Raw genomic sequence first — 16,055 nt, 5'->3', positions numbered from 1 at the left:
CGGTCCCCTTCGTCATGACAGGCGTGGTCAGGCGCCCCGGTGCTCGAGCACGTAGTCGAGTGCGCGAGTCAGCTGCCGCACGTCGTCCGGCTCGATCGACACGAAGGTCGCCACGCGGAGCTGGTTCCGACCGAGCTTGCGGTACGGCTCGGTGTCGACGATGCCGTTGGCGCGCAGCGTCTTCGCGATCGAGGCCGCATCCACCGATTCGTCGAAGTCGATCGTGACGACCACCGGCGAGCGGTCGGCCTCCGCCGTCACGAAGGGCGTCGCCACATCGGATGCCGTTGCCCAGTCGTACAGGATGCCCGACGATTCGGCGGTGCGTGCGCCGGCCCAGGACAGGCCGCCGTTGTCGAGGATCCATCCGAGCTGGCTGTCCAGCAGGTGCAGTGTCGTCAGCGCCGGCGTGTTCAACGTCTGGTTCAGGCGGGAGTTGTCGACGGCGTTCTTCAGGCTCAGGAACTCCGGGATGTAGCGGTCGGAGGCGGCGATCCGCTCGATCCGGTCGATGGCCGCGGGAGAGACCGCGGCGAACCACAGGCCGCCGTCCGAGCCGAGGTTCTTCTGGGGAGCGAAGTAGTAGACGTCGGCCTGAGCGGCGTCGAAGTCGATCCCACCTGCCGCGCTCGTGGCGTCGATGACGGTGAGAGCGCCGTCGACCGCGACGCGGGTGATCGGGGCGGCGACGCCGGTCGAGGTCTCGTTGTGCGGCCACGCATAGACGTCGACGCCGTCGACGATCTCGGCGACCGCGCTCGATCCGGGCTCCGCCTTGCGCACGTCGGGTGCATCGAGCCAGGGCGCACCGGCTGCGGCGGCGAACTTGCCGCCGAACTCGCCGAACACGAGGTTCTGGCTGCGTCGCTCGATGAGGCCGAAGGCCGCGGCATCCCAGAATGCGGTGGACCCGCCGTTGCCGACGATGATCTCGTATCCCTCGGGCAGGCCGAAGAGCGTTGCGAGGCGCTCGCGCACGCTGCCGACGAGGTTCTTCACCGGCGCCTGCCGGTGGGAGGTGCCGAGCAGCGTGGGACCGGCGGCGAGGAGCGCGTCGAGCTGCTCGCTCCGCACCTTCGAGGGGCCGCATCCGAAGCGGCCGTCGGCGGGCAGGAGGTCACGGGGAATCTCGATCGGCATGCGTCGAGTCTAGAGCGTGCCCTCCCGCGCGACCTCCTGCGTGACGCCCCGATGTCGATGCGGGAATGTAGGCTTGCCTAAGAAGACCCGGAGGGCCACATGACCGACCTGATCGACACCACGGAGATGTATCTCCGCACCATCCTCGAGCTCGAGGAGGAGAACATCGTGCCGCTGCGCGCGCGCATCTCCGAGCGTCTCGGGCACTCGGGGCCGACGGTCTCCCAGACGGTCGGCCGCATGGAGCGCGACGGTCTCGTCGTCGTGTCGGAGGATCGCACCCTGGAGCTCACCGAGTCGGGGCGCCGCAAGGCGGTCGACGTCATGCGCAAGCACCGCCTGGCCGAGCGCCTGCTCTCCGATGTGATCGGCCTCGACTGGGCGTTCGTGCACGACGAGGCCTGCCGCTGGGAGCACGTCATGAGCGAGCAGGTCGAGCGCCGCCTCGTCGAGCTCCTCGGCCACCCCACCGAATCGCCGTACGGCAACCCCATCCCCGGGCTCGACCAGCTCGGCGACGCGCCTGCTCGGACGTTCGACGAGGGCGTCATCGGGCTCGTGCAGAAGCTCAACGCGGCGGGCGCCCCGATCGAGGGCACGGTCCGTCGTCTGGCCGAGCCGGCGCAGGTCGACCCGGAGCTGCTGGAGCAGCTCCGCGACGCGGGTGTCGTGCCAGGGGCGAAGGGCGACTACCGCTTCAACGAGGGCTATGTGCTGATCCAGATGGAGGGCAAGGACGAGGGGCTGGAGCTCCCGGTCGAGCTCGCCTCACACATCTTCCTCGTCGGCGAGCCGGTCTGAATCACTCCTGATCGGGGATTCTTCCGCTCCCCGACGATTGCCAGGTTGGCAGGGTGACAGGATCGTTATCTTCCGGTAACCTCGGTGAAGTCGTCGGCGAAGAAGCCCGCTGACGATACCCGAGAGGATTCGCCTTCCAGGCTCGTCGTCCTCCCGGTAGGAACGCACAAAGTACCCGAAGCTACATTCGTGCCACGAGAGCAGAGTGCCGACGAGCCAGCGCTACCCGAGCGTGCAGGCGCAGGAGGATTCCGTTTTGGTCAAAGACATCCAGTCCGCGAACACACCTGAAGATCGACCCCTCGCCCGTCGCACGACCGCACGGGTCAGCGCGCGGACTGTGGTCAAGCCACTTCGATCCGTCGCCATCTTCGGAGCAGTGGGCGCCCTGGTCGCCGCTGTCGCGCTCCCCGCCTACGCGGCGTCGAAGCCGGCCGAGAGCGCCGCGACCGTGCAGCAGATGGCCGCCGTCGACGCGCAGTCGCTCGTCGTCGCGTCGCAGGCCACGTCGGCCCCGCTCGATCGCGGCACGTTCACCGCGACCACCCCTGACGAGATCGAGAAGAAGAAGGCGGAGGAGGCCGCAGCGGCCCGCGCTGCCGCAGCCGCATCGACGGCCTCCGCCTCGACCGGCGGTCGCACCTTCGACATCGGCGCGTACGCACTCGTCTCGCCCGGTTCGGGCGAGGTCCGCTACCCGCTCCCGCAGGGCTCGTACAGCGTCAGCCGCACCGTCGGCGGCGCGCACAACGGCGCCGACATGCTCGCACCGCAGGGGACCCCCATCTACGCCGCCGCCGCGGGCGTCGTGCGCCAGTCGGCCGAGAGCATCGGCGGATACGGCGTCGCCGTCATGATCGACAGCGTCGTGGGCGGCCAGCGCGTGCAGACGACCTACGGTCACATGACGTACGGATCCCGCCAGGTCCAGGCCGGTGAGAGCGTGGCTGCAGGTCAGCTGATCGGCTTCGTCGGAAGCACCGGTCGCTCGACCGCCAACCACCTCCACTTCGAGGTGTGGGTCAACGGCGGACTTCTCGAGCCGATCGCCTGGCTCGCCGCGAACGCCGGCTGAGGCGTCATCGCTCGTCGCACCACCGGACACGCCTCCGAGCGTTCACCCGGAGTTGGGCCGCACGCCCTCTTCGATGGGTTAGCCTGTACCCGTTGTCGCACAGGCGGGAGAAGCTGATGGACCGAATACCGAGCATCCGCACCATGGATGCCCTCGGTCGTCACGTCCTTCAGCATCGGCCGCAGGGACGCCACGGTGCTGCCGTGCGCAGAAGGCGCTGTCACTAGACAGCGCCTTTTTTCGTCCCTGCGAACGCTCGCGTCGGCGCGACCTCGTGTGAGTCGAGAGTGCCGGGAAGCCGTCCCGGCGGATCGAGAGGATGCTGATGCGCACACTGGTACTGAACGCGGGATACGAGCCCCTGGCCATCGTGTCGTTCAAGAGAGCACTGGTCCTGGTCATGAACGACAAGGCCACCGTGATCGAGCACGTCGAGGACGATCCCGTCTGGGGCAGTCACGGCGTCTACGATCGGCCGGCCGTCATCATCCTGTCGAGATACATAAGGGCGCCGTCGAGTCGCCGAGTACCCGTGACCCGGCGCGGAGTGCTGCGGCGCGACAACCATCGCTGCGGGTACTGCGGCAAGGCCGCTTCGACGATCGATCATGTGCTGCCACGCTCACGGGGCGGAGCCGACTCCTGGGAGAACCTCGTCGCGTGCTGCCTCCGCTGCAACAACGTGAAGAGCGACCGCACGCCGCAGGAGATGCGCTGGGAGCTGCGGATCACTCCGCGCCCGCCGCACGGCACCGCGTGGACGGTGCGCGGGAGCGAGAGGAGCGACCCGCGCTGGGAGCCCTACCTGGCGCTGGCTGCATGAGGGACGCAAGAGCGTTCCCGTAGACTGGAGTCCACGCCTTCGTAGCTCAGCAGGATAGAGCAGCCCTCTCCTAAAGGGCAGGTCGCTGGTTCGAATCCAGTCGAGGGCACTCTCTCCGGTCGTCACGGGCGACCACGTCGCCAGAGCTTCGATGGCCACCAGATCGCGCGTCCGAGATCGTAGGCGAGCGCCGGCACGAGCAGCGAGCGCACCACGAACGTGTCGAGCAGCACGCCGAACGCGACGATGAACGCCAACTGCACGAGGAACAGGATCGGGATCACCGACAGCGCCGCGAAGGTCGCAGCGAGCACCAGCCCGGCGGATGTGATCACCCCGCCGGTGATCGACAGCCCGCGCAGCACGCCCTCGCGCGTGCCGTGCGCCAGCGACTCCTCCCGCACACGCGTCATGAGGAAGATGTTGTAGTCGATACCGAGCGCGACGAGGAACACGAAGCCGTACAACGGCACGGCGGGATCGGCCCCCGGGAAGTCGAAGAGCCCGTTGAACACGAGCGCCGACACGCCCATCGCCGTTCCGAACGAGAGCACGGTGGTGATGATCAGGAGCACCGGGGCGAGGATCGACCGCAGCAGCAGCATGAGGATCAGCATGATCACGACGAGGATCACCGGGATGATGAGGTTCCGGTCGTGGATCGATGCGTCGTTCGTGTCGACAGCGGTGGCGGTCACGCCTCCGACGAGCGCATCGAGCTCATACAGCGACGAGCGGAGGTCGCGCACGGTGGCACCGGCGGCATCCGAGTCCGCGGCATCCGTCAGCGTCCCCTGCAGGAGCACGTTCCCGTCGACGACGGTCGGCTCCGGGGCCGGTGTACCGGGCGGGCCGACCGCGGCGATGCCGTCGGCGGTCACCGGCGCCGAACCGCTGGGAGAGTCCGCAGCCGTGACGGAGACGGCGTCGACACCGTCGTCGGCGAGCAGCACGTCCGTAGCGTCCTGCAGGCGGTCCTCGTCCACCACGACGTAGACCGGGCTGCCGGAGCCGCCGGGGAAGTGCTCGCCGAGCGCGACCTGACCGTCGCGCGCCTCCGACGCTCCGAGCACGAGATCGGACTGCGGAACACCAGAAGCGTTCAACTGGAGGACGCCGGAGGCTCCGGCCAGCAGCACCAGGGTGGTGACGATCCAGATCACGCGCGGTCGCTTGGTGATGAGCCCCGCGAGACGCGCCCACAGGCCGGTGGTGCGCATTCCGTGCTCCTCCGCGACGACCTCCGGCTCGAATCGCGGGCGACGGGGCCAGAACACCGCGCGCCCGAACAGCAGCAGGAGCGCCGGGAGGAGTGTCAGGGCCGCGAGCATCGCGAACACGATGCCGATCGCCGCCACCGGACCCAGGGTGCTGTTCGACTTGAGGTCGCTGAGCAGCAGGCAGAGCAGCCCGGCGATCACCGTGCCGCCGGAGGCGACGATCGGCTCGACTGAGCCCCTCCAGGCGGCGAGGAGAGCCGTGCCCTTGTCCTGCGCCACGCGGAGCTCCTCCCGGAACCGCGCGACGAAGAGGAGGGCGTAGTCGGTGGCCGCGCCGATCACGAGGATGAACAAGATGCCCTGCGTCTGCCCGCTGAGCAACAGCACCTCGAACTTCGCGAGCCACCACACGACCAGCAGAGCGACGCAGAGGGCGAACAGGCTCGTCGACAGGACCACGATCGGCAGCAGCAGCGACCGGTACACGAGCACGAGGATCACGAGCACCGCGAGGAGTGCGACGCCGAGCAGCAGTCCGTCGATGCCGGCGAAGCCCGCGACGAGGTCGGCGCTGAAGCCGGCGGGTCCCGTGATGTAGACGGTCACGCCGTCCGGGGCGGCGGCGCGGAGCTCGTCGCCGAGGGCCGACACGGTGTCGGCGAGCTCGGCACTCCCGTCGATCGGAATGAACGCCTGCACCGCCGCGCCGTCGTCCGAGGGGAGAGCCGGGGACACGTCGTCGCCGACGCCCTCGACGGACGGCGCGTCGGCGACGGCATCCGAGATCGTGTCGAGTTGTGACGCCGACAGTTCGCCGTCGCCGACGAAGACCGCGATGGCGGGGATGGCGTCGCTGTCGTTGAACTCGCCGAGCAGCTGCTGCACCCGGGTCGCGTCAGAGGACTCGGGCAGGTAGCTCGTCTGGTCGTTCGACGACACCTCGTCGACCTTGCCGAACAGGGGGCCGCCGAGTCCCGCACCCACCAGCCAGACGAGGATCACGGCGACGGGGATCAGTACGCGCGCCCAGGGGTGCCGCCTCGTTCGCTCCCGCCGCGGCGGGGCCTTCCTGTCTGTGGCGATCGTGGCCGGGGTGTGCTCAGGATCGGACATCGGTTTCCTTTCGGGAGGAACTCGGTGGACGTGAGGGTGCGGGTCAGGAGACCCAGGCGAGGATGAGGATCATCGTCGCCAGGAAGCCCGCGATGTAGTTGAGGGCGATGAAGCGGCGCCAGGCGCGGTTCGTTCCGGCAGACGTCTCGTCGGTCACCGACCACCAGGGAGCCGCGTTGACGATGTAGGGCACCGCGAGCACGGCGGCGAGCGGACCGGGCCAGGCGGTGAACAGCATCGCGATCCCGGCGAGTGCCCACAGGAGGATCGCGAGGCGGACGGTCGATCGCGCACCGATGACCGTCGCGATCGAATCGATGCCCCCCTCGCGGTCGGGAGCGATGTCCTGCACCGCACCGAAGGCGTGCGCCGCCATGCCCCACAGGAAGAACCCGACGAGCACGATCACCAGGGTCGGCGTCACGGTCGCCTCGGCGAGGGCGAGTCCGACGATCGCCGGGGTCACGAAATGCAGGCTCGACGTCGTCGAATCGAGGAACGGACGCTCCTTGAAGCGGAGACCGGGTGCGGAGTACGCGATGACGGCGAAGACGCTCACGATCAGCCAGGCCCACGAGGCGGGTTTTCCGACGGCGAAGAGGTAGACGAGAAGAGGCGCGTTGGTGAGCGCGGCCGCCCACAGGGTCGCCCGATGGATTCGCGGGGAGAGCAGCGCTCCCTCGATCCCGCCCTTGCGCGGGTTCGCGAGGTCGGAGGCGTAGTCGAACACGTCGTTGATCCCGTACATCGCGAGGTTGTACGGAACGAGGAAGTACAGCGTGCCGAGGATCAGCGTGAGGTCGATCTCGCGGGTCGTCAGCAGATAGGCGGCCGCGAAGGGGAATGCCGTGTTGATCCAGCTGACGGGCCGGGACGACAGCACGATCTGGCGCAGATCGCTCCCGAGTGTCGCGGCGGTCATACGTCAGCCTCCTTGCTGCTCTCCGCCGGGACGAGACGCCGGCGAGCGCGCAGGAAGGCCCACAGCGCCGGCAGCAGCAGCGCACCCGCGATCGGGTAGGCGAAGTCCTCGAGCGGGGCGAATCCGATGTGGACTCCGAGCAGATGGTCGGGGGAGTAGTGGAAGAGGCCGCTGGCGATCATGATGCTGTCGAACACCGCGGTGAGCAGGATCAGAGCCACAGCGGCGATCGCCAGGGCGGCGGCGCGCGGACGCCGTGCCCGAGGAGTGAGGAGCGCGAGGAGCACGGCGGCGATCGCGGCCGCGCCCACGAACCAGGCCGCGAGCTGCAGGTACGTCATGACGGCCGCTCCACGCGCCGGCGCCGGCGGAGGGCGCCCAGCACGCGCACGGCGCCTGTGTACAGGATCATCGTGCAGACGACGAGGAAGACCAGGAAGACGGGCTCTTCGATCGGCAGCTCGGGAGCGAGCACGATCCCGGTGGCGATCGCGCCCTCGCCACGGAAGAAGATCCCCCCGGCGATGCCGGCGACGTCCCAGACGAGGAAGAAGGCGAGTCCGACGACCGTGACGACGGATGCCGAGAGAGCGTCCCTCCAGAAGAACAGCCGGAACCGCCGGTCGAGAAGGAGCATGCAGCCGAGCGATACGAGCAGACTCGCGAGGTAGACGACGCCCATCACACGGCACCCTCGACGGGGGCGGCGGAGGGCAGCGGGAGCGGTCCGCCGGAGTGGTCGCCGCGGATGCGCTTCAGAACGATCTCGGCGCTGATGAGGCACATGGGCACGCCGACGCCCGGCGCCGTCGTGCCGCCGGCGTAGTAGAGCCCCGAGACCTTGCGCGAGACGTTCTGGGCGCGGAACATCGCGCTCTGCGAGAGGATGTGCGCCGGACCGAGCATTCCTCCGCGCCACGAGTTGTAGTCGTCGCGGAAGTCCGCGGGTCCCTTCGTCTCGCGCACGACGATGCGGTCGCGCAGATCGGGGATGCCGGCCCACGCGGAGATGAGGTCTATCGCCTCGTCGGCGGCACGCTCGATCGCGGGTGAACCCGATCCGTCGGAACCGCCGCCGCCGAGATCGACGTCAGCGGGGATGGGGACGAGCACGAACAGGTTCTCGTGCCCGTCCGGGGCGACGCTGTCGTCGCTCGCGCTCGGTCGGCACACATACGTCGACGCGGGGGAGGGGATCGCCGGGCTGTCGCCGAAGATCGCGTCGAAGTTGGCGTCCCAGTCATCGGTGAAGAACAGGGAGTGGTGCGGGAGCTGCGGGAGCTCGCCGCGGACGCCCAGCATCACCAGCACGGCTCCGGGGCCGCTCGTGCGGCGCTGCCACCAGCTCTCGGGGTACGTGCGGAGCTCTGGGGGAAGCAGGACTGTCTCGGTGTGGTGCAGGTCTGCGGCCGACACGACGATGTCGGCCTCGGCGACGTGCGCGGTGCCGTCGGCATCCCGCCACTCGACGCCCGTGGCGACGGTGGTGCCGGAGCGTCGTTCGGTGCGGATCGCCGTCACGTCGGCATCCGTGACGATCGTCGCCCCCGCCTGCTCGGCCAGCTCGGCGATGCGTTCGACGACTCGCCAGAATCCGCCCTGCGGGTAGCTCACGCCTTCGTCGAGGTCGAGCGCGCTCATGAGGTGGTACATCGCCGGCGCGCTGCGCGGGTCGGTGCCGAGGAAGACGGCCGGGTAACCGAGCAGCTGACGCAGAACCGGATCCCGGAATCGCCGAGCCGCGAAGGACTCCAGACGGGTGCCGAGCAGGGTCGCGAGACGGGGGCCTGCGCCCAGCACCTCCTTCGTGGCGAGCGTGCTCCACTTCGTGAACGGGTTGTACAGGAAGTACCGCTCGGCCATGTCGCGCGCGTGGTGCGCGGAGTCGAGATACTCATCCAGACGAGCCGCGGATCCCGGCTCGCGCGCCTCGAACAGCTTCGCGACCTCGGCGCGGCCGCTGGGCACGGTGATCGGCTGGGAGGGGCCGTCGGCGCCCGGCTCCTGGAACACCCGGTAGCCGGGGTCGAGCGGAGTCAGGTCGAGCTGCTCCTCGGTCGACGATCCCATCATCGCGAAGAAGTGGTCGAACACCTCGGGCATCAGGTACCACGACGGACCCGAGTCGAAGCGGAACCCGTCCCGCTCGATCGTGCCGGCTCGGCCGCCGATGCGCGAGTTCTTCTCGTAGACCGTCACCTCGTGTCCGTCGCGGGCGAGCAGTCCGGCTGCCGCAAGACCGGCCACTCCTCCGCCGATGACGGCGACGCGGCTCATCGGTCACGCTCCAGTGCAGTGACGGCGACGGCCCGAGCGGCGAGCAGCGCCTTGATCGGGTCGGGCACACGCACCCGGCGCTCGTACAGCTGGGCGGCGGGTGTCTTGGCCACTCGCCGCATCAGCGCCTCGAACAGCGCAAGAGCACTGCGGACGGCCGCCCGGGCATCCTTGGGAAGCAGCGGGATCGATCGACGGGCGTCGTCGAGCTGAGCAGTCACGGTTCGTACCCATTCGTCGCGGTCGGAATCGGTGAGGCGGCCGGAGCCGCCGAGGTATCCGCGCTGCAGGCGATCGGTGTCGTCGGCGAGGTCGCGCAGGAAGTTGACGTTCTGGAAGGCGGCACCCAGCTGCCTGGCGCCGTGCGTGAGCACCGCGAGCTCCTCCTCGGTGCGGGACTCGTCACGGAGGAAGACGCGCAGGCACATGAGTCCGACGACCTCGGCTGAGCCGTACACATAGCGTTCGTGGGCATCCGCGTCGTAGGCGGTGAAGTCGGTCGCACTCGCGATGTCCGCGCCCATGGAGTCGAAGAACGGCTGCGTCAGGTCCTCTCCGATCCCGCACTCGCGCGCGGTTCTGGCGAATGCGTGCAGGATCAGGTCGGTGCTGTAGCCGACGACCATCGAGCGGTGCGTCGCCGCGACGTACGACGCGAGGGCCTCGGTCTGCGCCGAGGTGTCCAAACCCGCTTGTGCGGCGACGCCGTCGACGATCTCGTCGGCGATGCGCACCATGGCGTAGATGTTCCGCACATGCTGACGGTGACGCGATCCGAGCAGCTTCGTGGCCAGACCGAAGGAGGTCGAGTACGTGCGGATGACCTCGGTGGAGGCCGTGTCGGCAGCGCGGCTGAAGCGTCCGAGGCTTTCATCCCCGCCCGCGCTCGGGATCGAGGTCATGCGCGGCGACCCTCCAGGCGGGAGACCGTGGACAGGATGGTGTGCGCGGCGTCCGTGCCGATGTCGCCCGTGAGCTGCGCGTCGGCGAGGAGGGTGTGCACCGCGTCGAGCTGATCGCCGACCAGGTCGGTGACGAAGGTCTCCGCACCACAGGTGCGCAGCAGATCGCGGAGTTCCTCGGCATCCCCGAGGCTCAGGTCGGCGGAGCCGAAGCGCGGGGCGATGTCGGCCCAGGAGCCCGTCGAGCGCGCATAGGCGATGATCGCGGTCTCCTTGCCCTCGCGCAGGTCGGAGAACGCGTCTTTGCCGTGGGACCGGTGGTCGCCGAACACGCAGAGCAGGTCGTCTTGCAGCTGGTAGGCGAGCCCGATGTGCCGGCCGACGCTGGTCAGCGTCCGCTCGGCCGAGGGGGACGAGCCTGCGAGCAGCGCGGCCGCGCGAAGCGGGAGCGAGAACGAGTAGGTGGCGGTCTTGTACACGCTCATGCTGAGGATCGTCGTGAGGTCCGGGGCGATGATCCCATGGCTGAGCGCGACGTCCGTGTGCTCACCCGCCACGGTCTCGACGATCGTCTCCTCGACGAGGTCGAGCAGGCGTGCGCGCACGTCCGCGGGTACGTCGGCGCGTGCGAATCCCATGACCGCGGCGGTGAGGAGCAGGTCTCCCATGAGGATGGCGCTCGACCGCGCCCAGTGCAGCGCGCCCTCCTCCGTTGCGGCCGGTGTGCCGGCCGCGAGGGTGCCGATCAGGTTCGGCCGCTTCCGTCGTGTGAGATCGCCGTCGATGACGTCGTCGTGCAGAAGGAACGCATAGTGAAGCAGTTCGATGTGCGCCGCGACCTCGACGGCCGCCGGAGTCAGAGTCGATGAGTCTCCGACCGAGAGTGCGCGGTGGATGTCCAGCAGGAGGCGGGGGCGGACGAGCTTGCCGCCGAGCGAGTGGTCGGCCGCCGCGCGCCACAGGGCGGCGAACTCCGATCCGTAAGCCTCCGCGGCGGCGCTGTGGTGGACGAAGCGCTGACGCAGGGCCTCCTCGATGCGAGTGGCCATGTCCTCGTCGATCGCCGCCGGCGTGATCGTCATACTGCCCCTCGCTCACGCATGAGGGGCAGCTGCTCCACGAGCCACGGACTGAAGGCGAAGGGGGCCGCTGTCACGGCGGATGCGAACTCGGCGGCGTCGACCCACGCCCACTCCGAGACCTCGTCGGGGTCGGGGGAGAGCGGCCCGTCGGCGACCGCGACATGGACCGGGCAGATCTCGTTCTCGACGATGCCGCTCGCATCGATCGCGCGGTAGCGGTACTCGGGAACCACGACGGAGATATCGGTGATGCGCAGGCCGAGTTCCTGCTGCGCTCGCCGGGTCACCGCGTCCTGCATGCTCTCGTCGGGGCGGGGGTGCCCGCAGAAGCTGTTGGTCCAGACTCCCGGCCAGGTGCGCTTGGAGAGCGCGCGACGGGTGACGAGCAGGCGCCCGTCGCCGTCGATCACGTAGCAGGAGAACGCAAGATGAAGCGGAGTGTCGGTGGTGTGCACCGCGTCTTTCGCCAGCACTCCGATGGCGACGCCGTCGGGGGAGAGGAGGGTGACCTCGTCCATCTGGGAAACCTCCTCGATTTCGCTAGCTTAGCTAATAATCAACATAACATGATTCCAATGGTGTGTAGCATGATGACATGAACGAGCGAGCCGCCGCCAGCCCCGTAGAGGGTGCCGTGTCGGACGCGCGCGATGAAACCGGCTTCTCCTCCGACGGGCTCGCGCATGCCGCGATCTACGACGTCGAGGCCAGTGACCCTCGGAGCTCGCTCATCGACCGCAGCGGCGTCGCGCCGGAGGACCTCCGACAGATCGCGGCGCTCATGGGGGCGATCGGCGAACTCAGGGATGCCGAGCAGAAGCTGTCTCTGGCGTCACGCCGGTACATGCGCCTCAATGACACCGACATGCGGGCGCTGCACTATCTGATCGTGTGCGCGAACAAGGGCGTGACCGCGACTCCCGGAGGGATCGCGACGCATCTGGGGATCTCGACGGCGTCCACGACCAAGCTGCTCGACCGACTCGAGCGCGGGGGACATATCCGCCGCGCACCGCACCCCACCGATCGGCGTGCGCTCGCGATCACCATCACCCCGGAGACCCGTCAGGCGGCGATGGACACCGTGGGCGCGCAACAGGCCAAGCGATTCTATTCGGCCGCGCGATTGACGCGCGACGAGCGCGATGTCGTGATCCGCTTCCTCGCCGACATGACGCAGGAGATCACGCTCCGGGATGAGCCGTGGGCGCAGACAGGAGACGTGATCTCCGACTGAGTGTCAGTGCGCGGCGTTGTACGCCTCGATGACGGGGGCGGGAATCCGACCGCGCTCCGAGAGGGTGTACCCGTTGTCATTCGCCCAGGCGCGAATGGCCGCGACCTCAGGGTTCCTCGACGCCCGCTTGCGCGAGCCTGACGAACGCGAGGAGGAGGAGGAAGATCCGCCGCCGGCGCGTCGACCCGCGGAGATGTACGGCTCGAATGCCGCGCGCAATTCCTTCGCGTGATCGTCGTTCAGATCGATCTCATAAGCCGTGCCGTTCAACGAGAAATGCACGGTCTCGCCTTCGCCCGCCTCCAGGACGGTGCCGTCGATGTCGTCGACCAGTTGATGCACAATTCTTTTCGCCATGGAAAAGACGATACCGGGCGTGGCGCAATGAGGACAACGCAGATTCCTTCGATGACAAATGCTGCGGTAGAAAAGCGCCCGCGGGTCGTCGTTGTCAGGGCAACAGTCCGTAACGGCGCGCTTTCGCCACAGCGGCGTGACGCGTCGATGCGTCGAGTTTGGACATCGCGGTGCCGAGATACGCCTTGACGGTTCCCTCTCGCAGCCCCAATTGCAGAGCGATCTCCGCATTCGTCGCCCCGAGAGCCGCGCAGGCGAGGACATCGGTCTCGCGGCGCGAGAGGTGCACGGTCGGAACGGGCCCGGTCGCTGTCGTCGTCGAGTCGCCCGCCAGCGTCACCAGTCGGTGCTCCACCTGAGCGATTCTCGCGCGGAGCCCGGGGTCGTCCACGGCAGCGGCGATGCTGCGCAGTTCCGCGAAGCTCTCCCGCAGCTTCTCCCGGTGCGGCGTGGCGACAGACTCGGAGGTCGGGTCGACGGCGCGCAGGCGACGAGCCACCTCATCGCGGATGCGCAACTCGTCCGCCACCGATTGCGCCACCTGCATGGCAGGCGCCGTCGTGACGCCGCCCTCCGATGCACGATCCCAGGCTCCGGCGTACAGCACACCGCGCGGCCGACCGCTCACGACGATCGGCAGCGCGAGCAGCGTGCGGAGGCCTTCGCCGAGGACGAAGACGTCGTAGTCGTGGGTGATCTGCTGCGATGAGCCGTAGTCATTGGTCATGCGCGGGCGCAGCTCGATCATCGCTCGTCCGCCGAGGCCGCGCTCCGGCCGCACGCGAAGCCCATCCAGGCTGTGGGTGCGATTTCCGACGATGCTGGTGACGCTCACCACACCCTCGTCGATGAGGCCGCCGAATGCCACAGGGAACCGGGTGCGCTGAGCGAGCTCGCGCACCGCGCGGGCGACGAGCTCGGTCTCGGATTCCATCCCGGTGGGAGCGCTCACGACTACCTACTTTCGGGGGTGACGGCGCCGTTCCCCGTTTCGTAGCGTCGACCCTACCACTCGCGCGGTACCCCCGTGCGAGCCGACGAACATGTGGCAAGGAGGCCCCATGAGCGACCACACAACGGCGGATTCGGCGGGAGCGATCGATTACATCGCCGTCGAGCAGTCCTCTCGATTCCGTACCCTCAAACGGACGCAGCGATCATTCATCTTCCCGCTCGCAGCGTTCTTCCTCATCTGGTACTTCGTGTACGTCCTGCTCGCGGCATTCGCCACGGAATTCATGGCGCAGCGCGTCTGGGGAGATATCACGGTCGGCCTTCTGTTCGGGCTCGGCCAGTTCGTGACGACCTTCGCCATCACGATGGGATACGTCGCATTCGCGAATAGACGGCTCGACCCGATCGCCAGCGAGATCCGCGAGGATCTCGAGAATGCGCAGGGTGAGGCATGAGCGCCGTGCACGCGGCGAGCGAATCGCTCGCCGTCGAGAGCAACCCGATCCTGAACATCTCGATCTTCGTCGCCTTCGTCGCCGTGACGCTCTTCATCGTCATCCGGGCGAGCAGGAACAACAAGACGGCTGCGGACTATTACGCCGCGGGGCGTTCTTTCACCGGCCCGCAGAACGGATTCGCGATCGCGGGTGACTATCTCTCCGCCGCGTCCTTCCTGGGCATCTGCGGAGCGATCGCGATCAACGGGTACGACGGCTTCCTGTATTCGATCGGATTCCTCGTCGCCTGGCTGGTGGCGCTGCTGCTCGTCGCGGAGCTCATGCGCAACACCGGGAAGTTCACGATGGCCGACGTGCTGTCGTTCCGATTGAAGCAGCGTCCCGTGCGCATGGCTGCGGCGATCACGACGCTGGCGGTGTGCTTCTTCTATCTGCTCGCACAGATGGCGGGGGCCGGCGGCCTGGTCTCGCTTCTGCTCGGCATCGACGGGCGAGTCGGCCAGTCCATCGTGATCGCCGTCGTGGGTGTGCTGATGATCGTCTACGTGCTCATCGGCGGCATGAAGGGCACGACCTGGGTCCAGATCGTGAAGGCCTTCCTGCTGATCGGCGGCGCGCTCGCCATGACGATCTGGGTGCTCGCGATCAACGGCTTCAACCTCAACACGCTCCTGGAGGCGGCCGTCGCGAACTCCGACAAGGGAGAGGCGATCCTCGGCCCGGGGCTGCAGTACGGCGCGAATCCCTGGGACTTCCTGTCGCTGGGTATGGCGCTCGTGCTCGGTACAGCCGGTCTTCCGCATGTGCTGATGCGCTTCTACACCGTGCCGACGGCGAAGGAGGCCCGCCGTTCCGTCGTGTGGGCGATCTGGCTCATCGGCGGCTTCTACCTGCTGACGCTCGTGCTGGGCTACGGTGCCGGCGCCCTGGTGGGCGCGGATGTCATCGCCGCCGCCCCCGGCGGACCGAACTCCGCGGCACCGCTGCTCGCGCTGTACCTCGGCGGGCCTGTGCTGCTCGGCTTCATCTCGGCCGTGGCGTTCGCCACGATCCTGGCCGTGGTGGCCGGACTCACGATCACGGCGGCTGCGTCCTTCGCGCACGACATCTATGCGAATGTCATCCAGAAGGGGAAGAGGGATGCCGCGGGCAACGCCGTCGAACCGGATCCGAACGGGGAGGTGCGCGTCGCCCGTCGCACGGTGGTCGTGATCGGCATCCTCGCGATCGTCGGCGGTATCGGCGCGCAGGGGCAGAACATCGCCTTCCTCGTCGCCCTCGCCTTCGCGGTCGCGGCCTCGGCCAACCTGCCGACGATCCTGTTCTCGCTCTTCTGGCGTCGCTTCACCACCCGAGGTGCCGTGTGGAGCATGTACGGCGGTCTCGGAGCGGCGATCATCCTCATCGTGCTGTCGCCGGTCTTCTCGGGGTCGCCGACCTCGATGATCCCCGGCATCGACATCGTCCTATGGCCGATGAACAACCCGGGCATCGTGTCCATCCCGCTCGGCTTCTTCCTCGGCTGGCTCGGCACCGTGACGAGCAGGACGAAGGAATCGCCACAGCTCGCCGCCGAGATGGAGGTGCGCTCGCTCACGGGCTTCGGGGCCGAGAAGGCGGTGGATCACTGACCGACTCTCCGCCCTGATAGATCGCTCTTCGATAGACGCTGACGATTGCGTGGACCCCGGCGG

Annotated in this window: 17 protein-coding genes and 1 tRNA gene; 7 read left to right on the top strand and 11 right to left on the bottom strand. The window is 68.3% G+C overall.

Annotation, left to right across the window (positions count from 1 at the left end; translation table 11 throughout):
- Positions 1 to 27 precede the first annotated feature (27 nt).
- Positions 28 to 1,140, bottom strand: coding sequence for a phosphoserine transaminase (gene serC / locus AUC47_RS03485; RefSeq protein WP_096713837.1), 1,113 nt, complete (start codon positions 1,138 to 1,140; stop codon positions 28 to 30).
- Positions 1,141 to 1,239: 99 nt separating this feature from the next.
- Between serC and AUC47_RS03480 the strand changes: the two genes are divergently transcribed.
- The 4 genes from AUC47_RS03480 to AUC47_RS03465 all read left to right on the top strand — a co-directional run bounded on the left by AUC47_RS03480 (position 1,240) and on the right by AUC47_RS03465 (position 3,948).
- Positions 1,240 to 1,941, top strand: a complete 702-nt coding sequence (locus AUC47_RS03480; protein WP_096713836.1) for a metal-dependent transcriptional regulator — start codon at positions 1,240 to 1,242, stop codon at positions 1,939 to 1,941.
- 340 nt (positions 1,942 to 2,281) lie between these two features.
- Positions 2,282 to 3,016 carry a M23 family metallopeptidase gene (locus AUC47_RS03475; protein WP_256999428.1) on the top strand — a complete coding sequence of 245 codons (735 nt, stop codon included), beginning with the start codon at positions 2,282 to 2,284 and terminating at the stop codon, positions 3,014 to 3,016.
- A gap of 325 nt (positions 3,017 to 3,341) precedes the next feature.
- The gene (locus tag AUC47_RS03470) at positions 3,342 to 3,839 is read left to right on the top strand and encodes an HNH endonuclease (protein WP_096713863.1); all 498 of its coding nucleotides are present in this window, start codon (positions 3,342 to 3,344) and stop codon (positions 3,837 to 3,839) included.
- 35 nt (positions 3,840 to 3,874) lie between these two features.
- A tRNA-Arg gene (locus AUC47_RS03465) sits at positions 3,875 to 3,948 on the top strand.
- Positions 3,949 to 3,961: 13 nt separating this feature from the next.
- On the opposite strand, the gene AUC47_RS03460 is transcribed toward AUC47_RS03465, so the two are convergent.
- The 8 genes from AUC47_RS03460 to idi are packed head-to-tail and all read right to left on the bottom strand — an operon-like array spanning position 3,962 to position 11,873.
- On the bottom strand, positions 3,962 to 6,172 hold the full coding sequence (locus AUC47_RS03460; RefSeq protein WP_096713835.1) for an MMPL family transporter: 2,211 nt from the start codon (positions 6,170 to 6,172) through the stop codon (positions 3,962 to 3,964).
- A 43-nt stretch (positions 6,173 to 6,215) separates the two neighbouring features.
- Positions 6,216 to 7,094, bottom strand: coding sequence for a prenyltransferase (locus tag AUC47_RS03455; RefSeq protein ID WP_096713834.1), 879 nt, complete (start codon positions 7,092 to 7,094; stop codon positions 6,216 to 6,218).
- Entirely contained in the window at positions 7,091 to 7,435 is a 345-nt protein-coding gene (locus tag AUC47_RS03450; protein WP_096713833.1) for a lycopene cyclase domain-containing protein, read from the bottom strand. Before AUC47_RS03450 ends, AUC47_RS03455 begins: the two co-directional genes overlap by 4 nt.
- Positions 7,432 to 7,776, bottom strand: coding sequence for a lycopene cyclase domain-containing protein (locus AUC47_RS03445; RefSeq protein ID WP_096713832.1), 345 nt, complete (start codon positions 7,774 to 7,776; stop codon positions 7,432 to 7,434). The genes AUC47_RS03450 and AUC47_RS03445 overlap by 4 nt, the downstream gene beginning before the upstream one ends.
- A complete protein-coding gene (gene crtI, locus AUC47_RS03440; RefSeq protein WP_096713831.1) occupies positions 7,776 to 9,371 on the bottom strand; it encodes a phytoene desaturase family protein in 1,596 nt (531 codons plus the stop codon). Before crtI ends, AUC47_RS03445 begins: the two co-directional genes overlap by 1 nt.
- Positions 9,368 to 10,273, bottom strand: a complete 906-nt coding sequence (locus AUC47_RS03435) for a phytoene/squalene synthase family protein (protein ID WP_096713830.1) — start codon at positions 10,271 to 10,273, stop codon at positions 9,368 to 9,370. The genes crtI and AUC47_RS03435 overlap by 4 nt, the downstream gene beginning before the upstream one ends.
- Positions 10,270 to 11,355 (bottom strand): polyprenyl synthetase family protein, encoded by a 1,086-nt coding sequence (locus tag AUC47_RS03430; protein WP_096713829.1) that lies wholly within the window; start codon positions 11,353 to 11,355, stop codon positions 10,270 to 10,272. Before AUC47_RS03430 ends, AUC47_RS03435 begins: the two co-directional genes overlap by 4 nt.
- Entirely contained in the window at positions 11,352 to 11,873 is a 522-nt protein-coding gene (gene idi / locus AUC47_RS03425) for an isopentenyl-diphosphate Delta-isomerase (RefSeq protein WP_096713828.1), read from the bottom strand. Before idi ends, AUC47_RS03430 begins: the two co-directional genes overlap by 4 nt.
- A gap of 77 nt (positions 11,874 to 11,950) precedes the next feature.
- Between idi and AUC47_RS03420 the strand changes: the two genes are divergently transcribed.
- Entirely contained in the window at positions 11,951 to 12,592 is a 642-nt protein-coding gene (locus AUC47_RS03420) for a MarR family winged helix-turn-helix transcriptional regulator (protein ID WP_096713827.1), read from the top strand.
- Between the two features lie 3 nt (positions 12,593 to 12,595).
- Here the strand turns inward: AUC47_RS03420 and AUC47_RS03415 are convergent, their stop codons facing one another.
- Both AUC47_RS03415 and AUC47_RS03410 read right to left on the bottom strand, forming a co-directional pair.
- Positions 12,596 to 12,949: a histone-like nucleoid-structuring protein Lsr2 gene (locus AUC47_RS03415; RefSeq protein WP_096713826.1), complete on the bottom strand. Its 354-nt coding sequence runs from the start codon at positions 12,947 to 12,949 to the stop codon at positions 12,596 to 12,598.
- 94 nt (positions 12,950 to 13,043) lie between these two features.
- The gene (locus AUC47_RS03410; RefSeq protein WP_179297493.1) at positions 13,044 to 13,901 is read right to left on the bottom strand and encodes a LuxR C-terminal-related transcriptional regulator; all 858 of its coding nucleotides are present in this window, start codon (positions 13,899 to 13,901) and stop codon (positions 13,044 to 13,046) included.
- Positions 13,902 to 14,010: 109 nt separating this feature from the next.
- On the opposite strand from AUC47_RS03410, the gene AUC47_RS03405 reads away from it, so the two are divergent.
- A complete protein-coding gene (locus tag AUC47_RS03405) occupies positions 14,011 to 14,358 on the top strand; it encodes a DUF485 domain-containing protein (RefSeq protein WP_096713824.1) in 348 nt (115 codons plus the stop codon).
- Complete coding sequence (locus AUC47_RS03400; protein ID WP_096713823.1) at positions 14,355 to 15,992, top strand: solute symporter family protein; 1,638 nt, start codon at positions 14,355 to 14,357, stop codon at positions 15,990 to 15,992. Before AUC47_RS03405 ends, AUC47_RS03400 begins: the two co-directional genes overlap by 4 nt.
- The last annotated feature ends 63 nt before the right edge of the window (positions 15,993 to 16,055 follow it).

It is taken from the genome of Microbacterium sp. SZ1, assembly GCF_002362255.1.
Classification (GTDB): Bacteria; Actinomycetota; Actinomycetes; order Actinomycetales; family Microbacteriaceae; genus Microbacterium.
This window is presented reverse-complemented; position numbering and strand designations above follow the sequence as displayed.

Excerpts from the sequence above, each read along its gene's own strand:
- crtI (WP_096713831.1), bottom strand. The coding sequence starts at position 9,371 with ATGAGCCGCGTCGCCGTCATCGGCGGAGGAGTGGCCGGTCTTGCGGCA.
- AUC47_RS03415 (WP_096713826.1), bottom strand. The coding sequence starts at position 12,949 with ATGGCGAAAAGAATTGTGCATCAACTGGTCGACGACATCGACGGCACC.
- AUC47_RS03470 (WP_096713863.1), top strand. The coding sequence starts at position 3,342 with ATGCGCACACTGGTACTGAACGCGGGATACGAGCCCCTGGCCATCGTG.
- AUC47_RS03445 (WP_096713832.1), bottom strand. The coding sequence starts at position 7,776 with ATGGGCGTCGTCTACCTCGCGAGTCTGCTCGTATCGCTCGGCTGCATG.
- AUC47_RS03450 (WP_096713833.1), bottom strand. The coding sequence starts at position 7,435 with ATGACGTACCTGCAGCTCGCGGCCTGGTTCGTGGGCGCGGCCGCGATC.
- AUC47_RS03405 (WP_096713824.1), top strand. The coding sequence starts at position 14,011 with ATGAGCGACCACACAACGGCGGATTCGGCGGGAGCGATCGATTACATC.
- AUC47_RS03455 (WP_096713834.1), bottom strand. The coding sequence starts at position 7,094 with ATGACCGCCGCGACACTCGGGAGCGATCTGCGCCAGATCGTGCTGTCG.
- AUC47_RS03460 (WP_096713835.1), bottom strand. The coding sequence starts at position 6,172 with ATGTCCGATCCTGAGCACACCCCGGCCACGATCGCCACAGACAGGAAG.
- AUC47_RS03480 (WP_096713836.1), top strand. The coding sequence starts at position 1,240 with ATGACCGACCTGATCGACACCACGGAGATGTATCTCCGCACCATCCTC.
- AUC47_RS03435 (WP_096713830.1), bottom strand. The coding sequence starts at position 10,273 with ATGACCTCGATCCCGAGCGCGGGCGGGGATGAAAGCCTCGGACGCTTC.
- serC (WP_096713837.1), bottom strand. The coding sequence starts at position 1,140 with ATGCCGATCGAGATTCCCCGTGACCTCCTGCCCGCCGACGGCCGCTTC.
- AUC47_RS03430 (WP_096713829.1), bottom strand. The coding sequence starts at position 11,355 with ATGACGATCACGCCGGCGGCGATCGACGAGGACATGGCCACTCGCATC.
- AUC47_RS03420 (WP_096713827.1), top strand. The coding sequence starts at position 11,951 with ATGAACGAGCGAGCCGCCGCCAGCCCCGTAGAGGGTGCCGTGTCGGAC.
- idi (WP_096713828.1), bottom strand. The coding sequence starts at position 11,873 with ATGGACGAGGTCACCCTCCTCTCCCCCGACGGCGTCGCCATCGGAGTG.
- AUC47_RS03400 (WP_096713823.1), top strand. The coding sequence starts at position 14,355 with ATGAGCGCCGTGCACGCGGCGAGCGAATCGCTCGCCGTCGAGAGCAAC.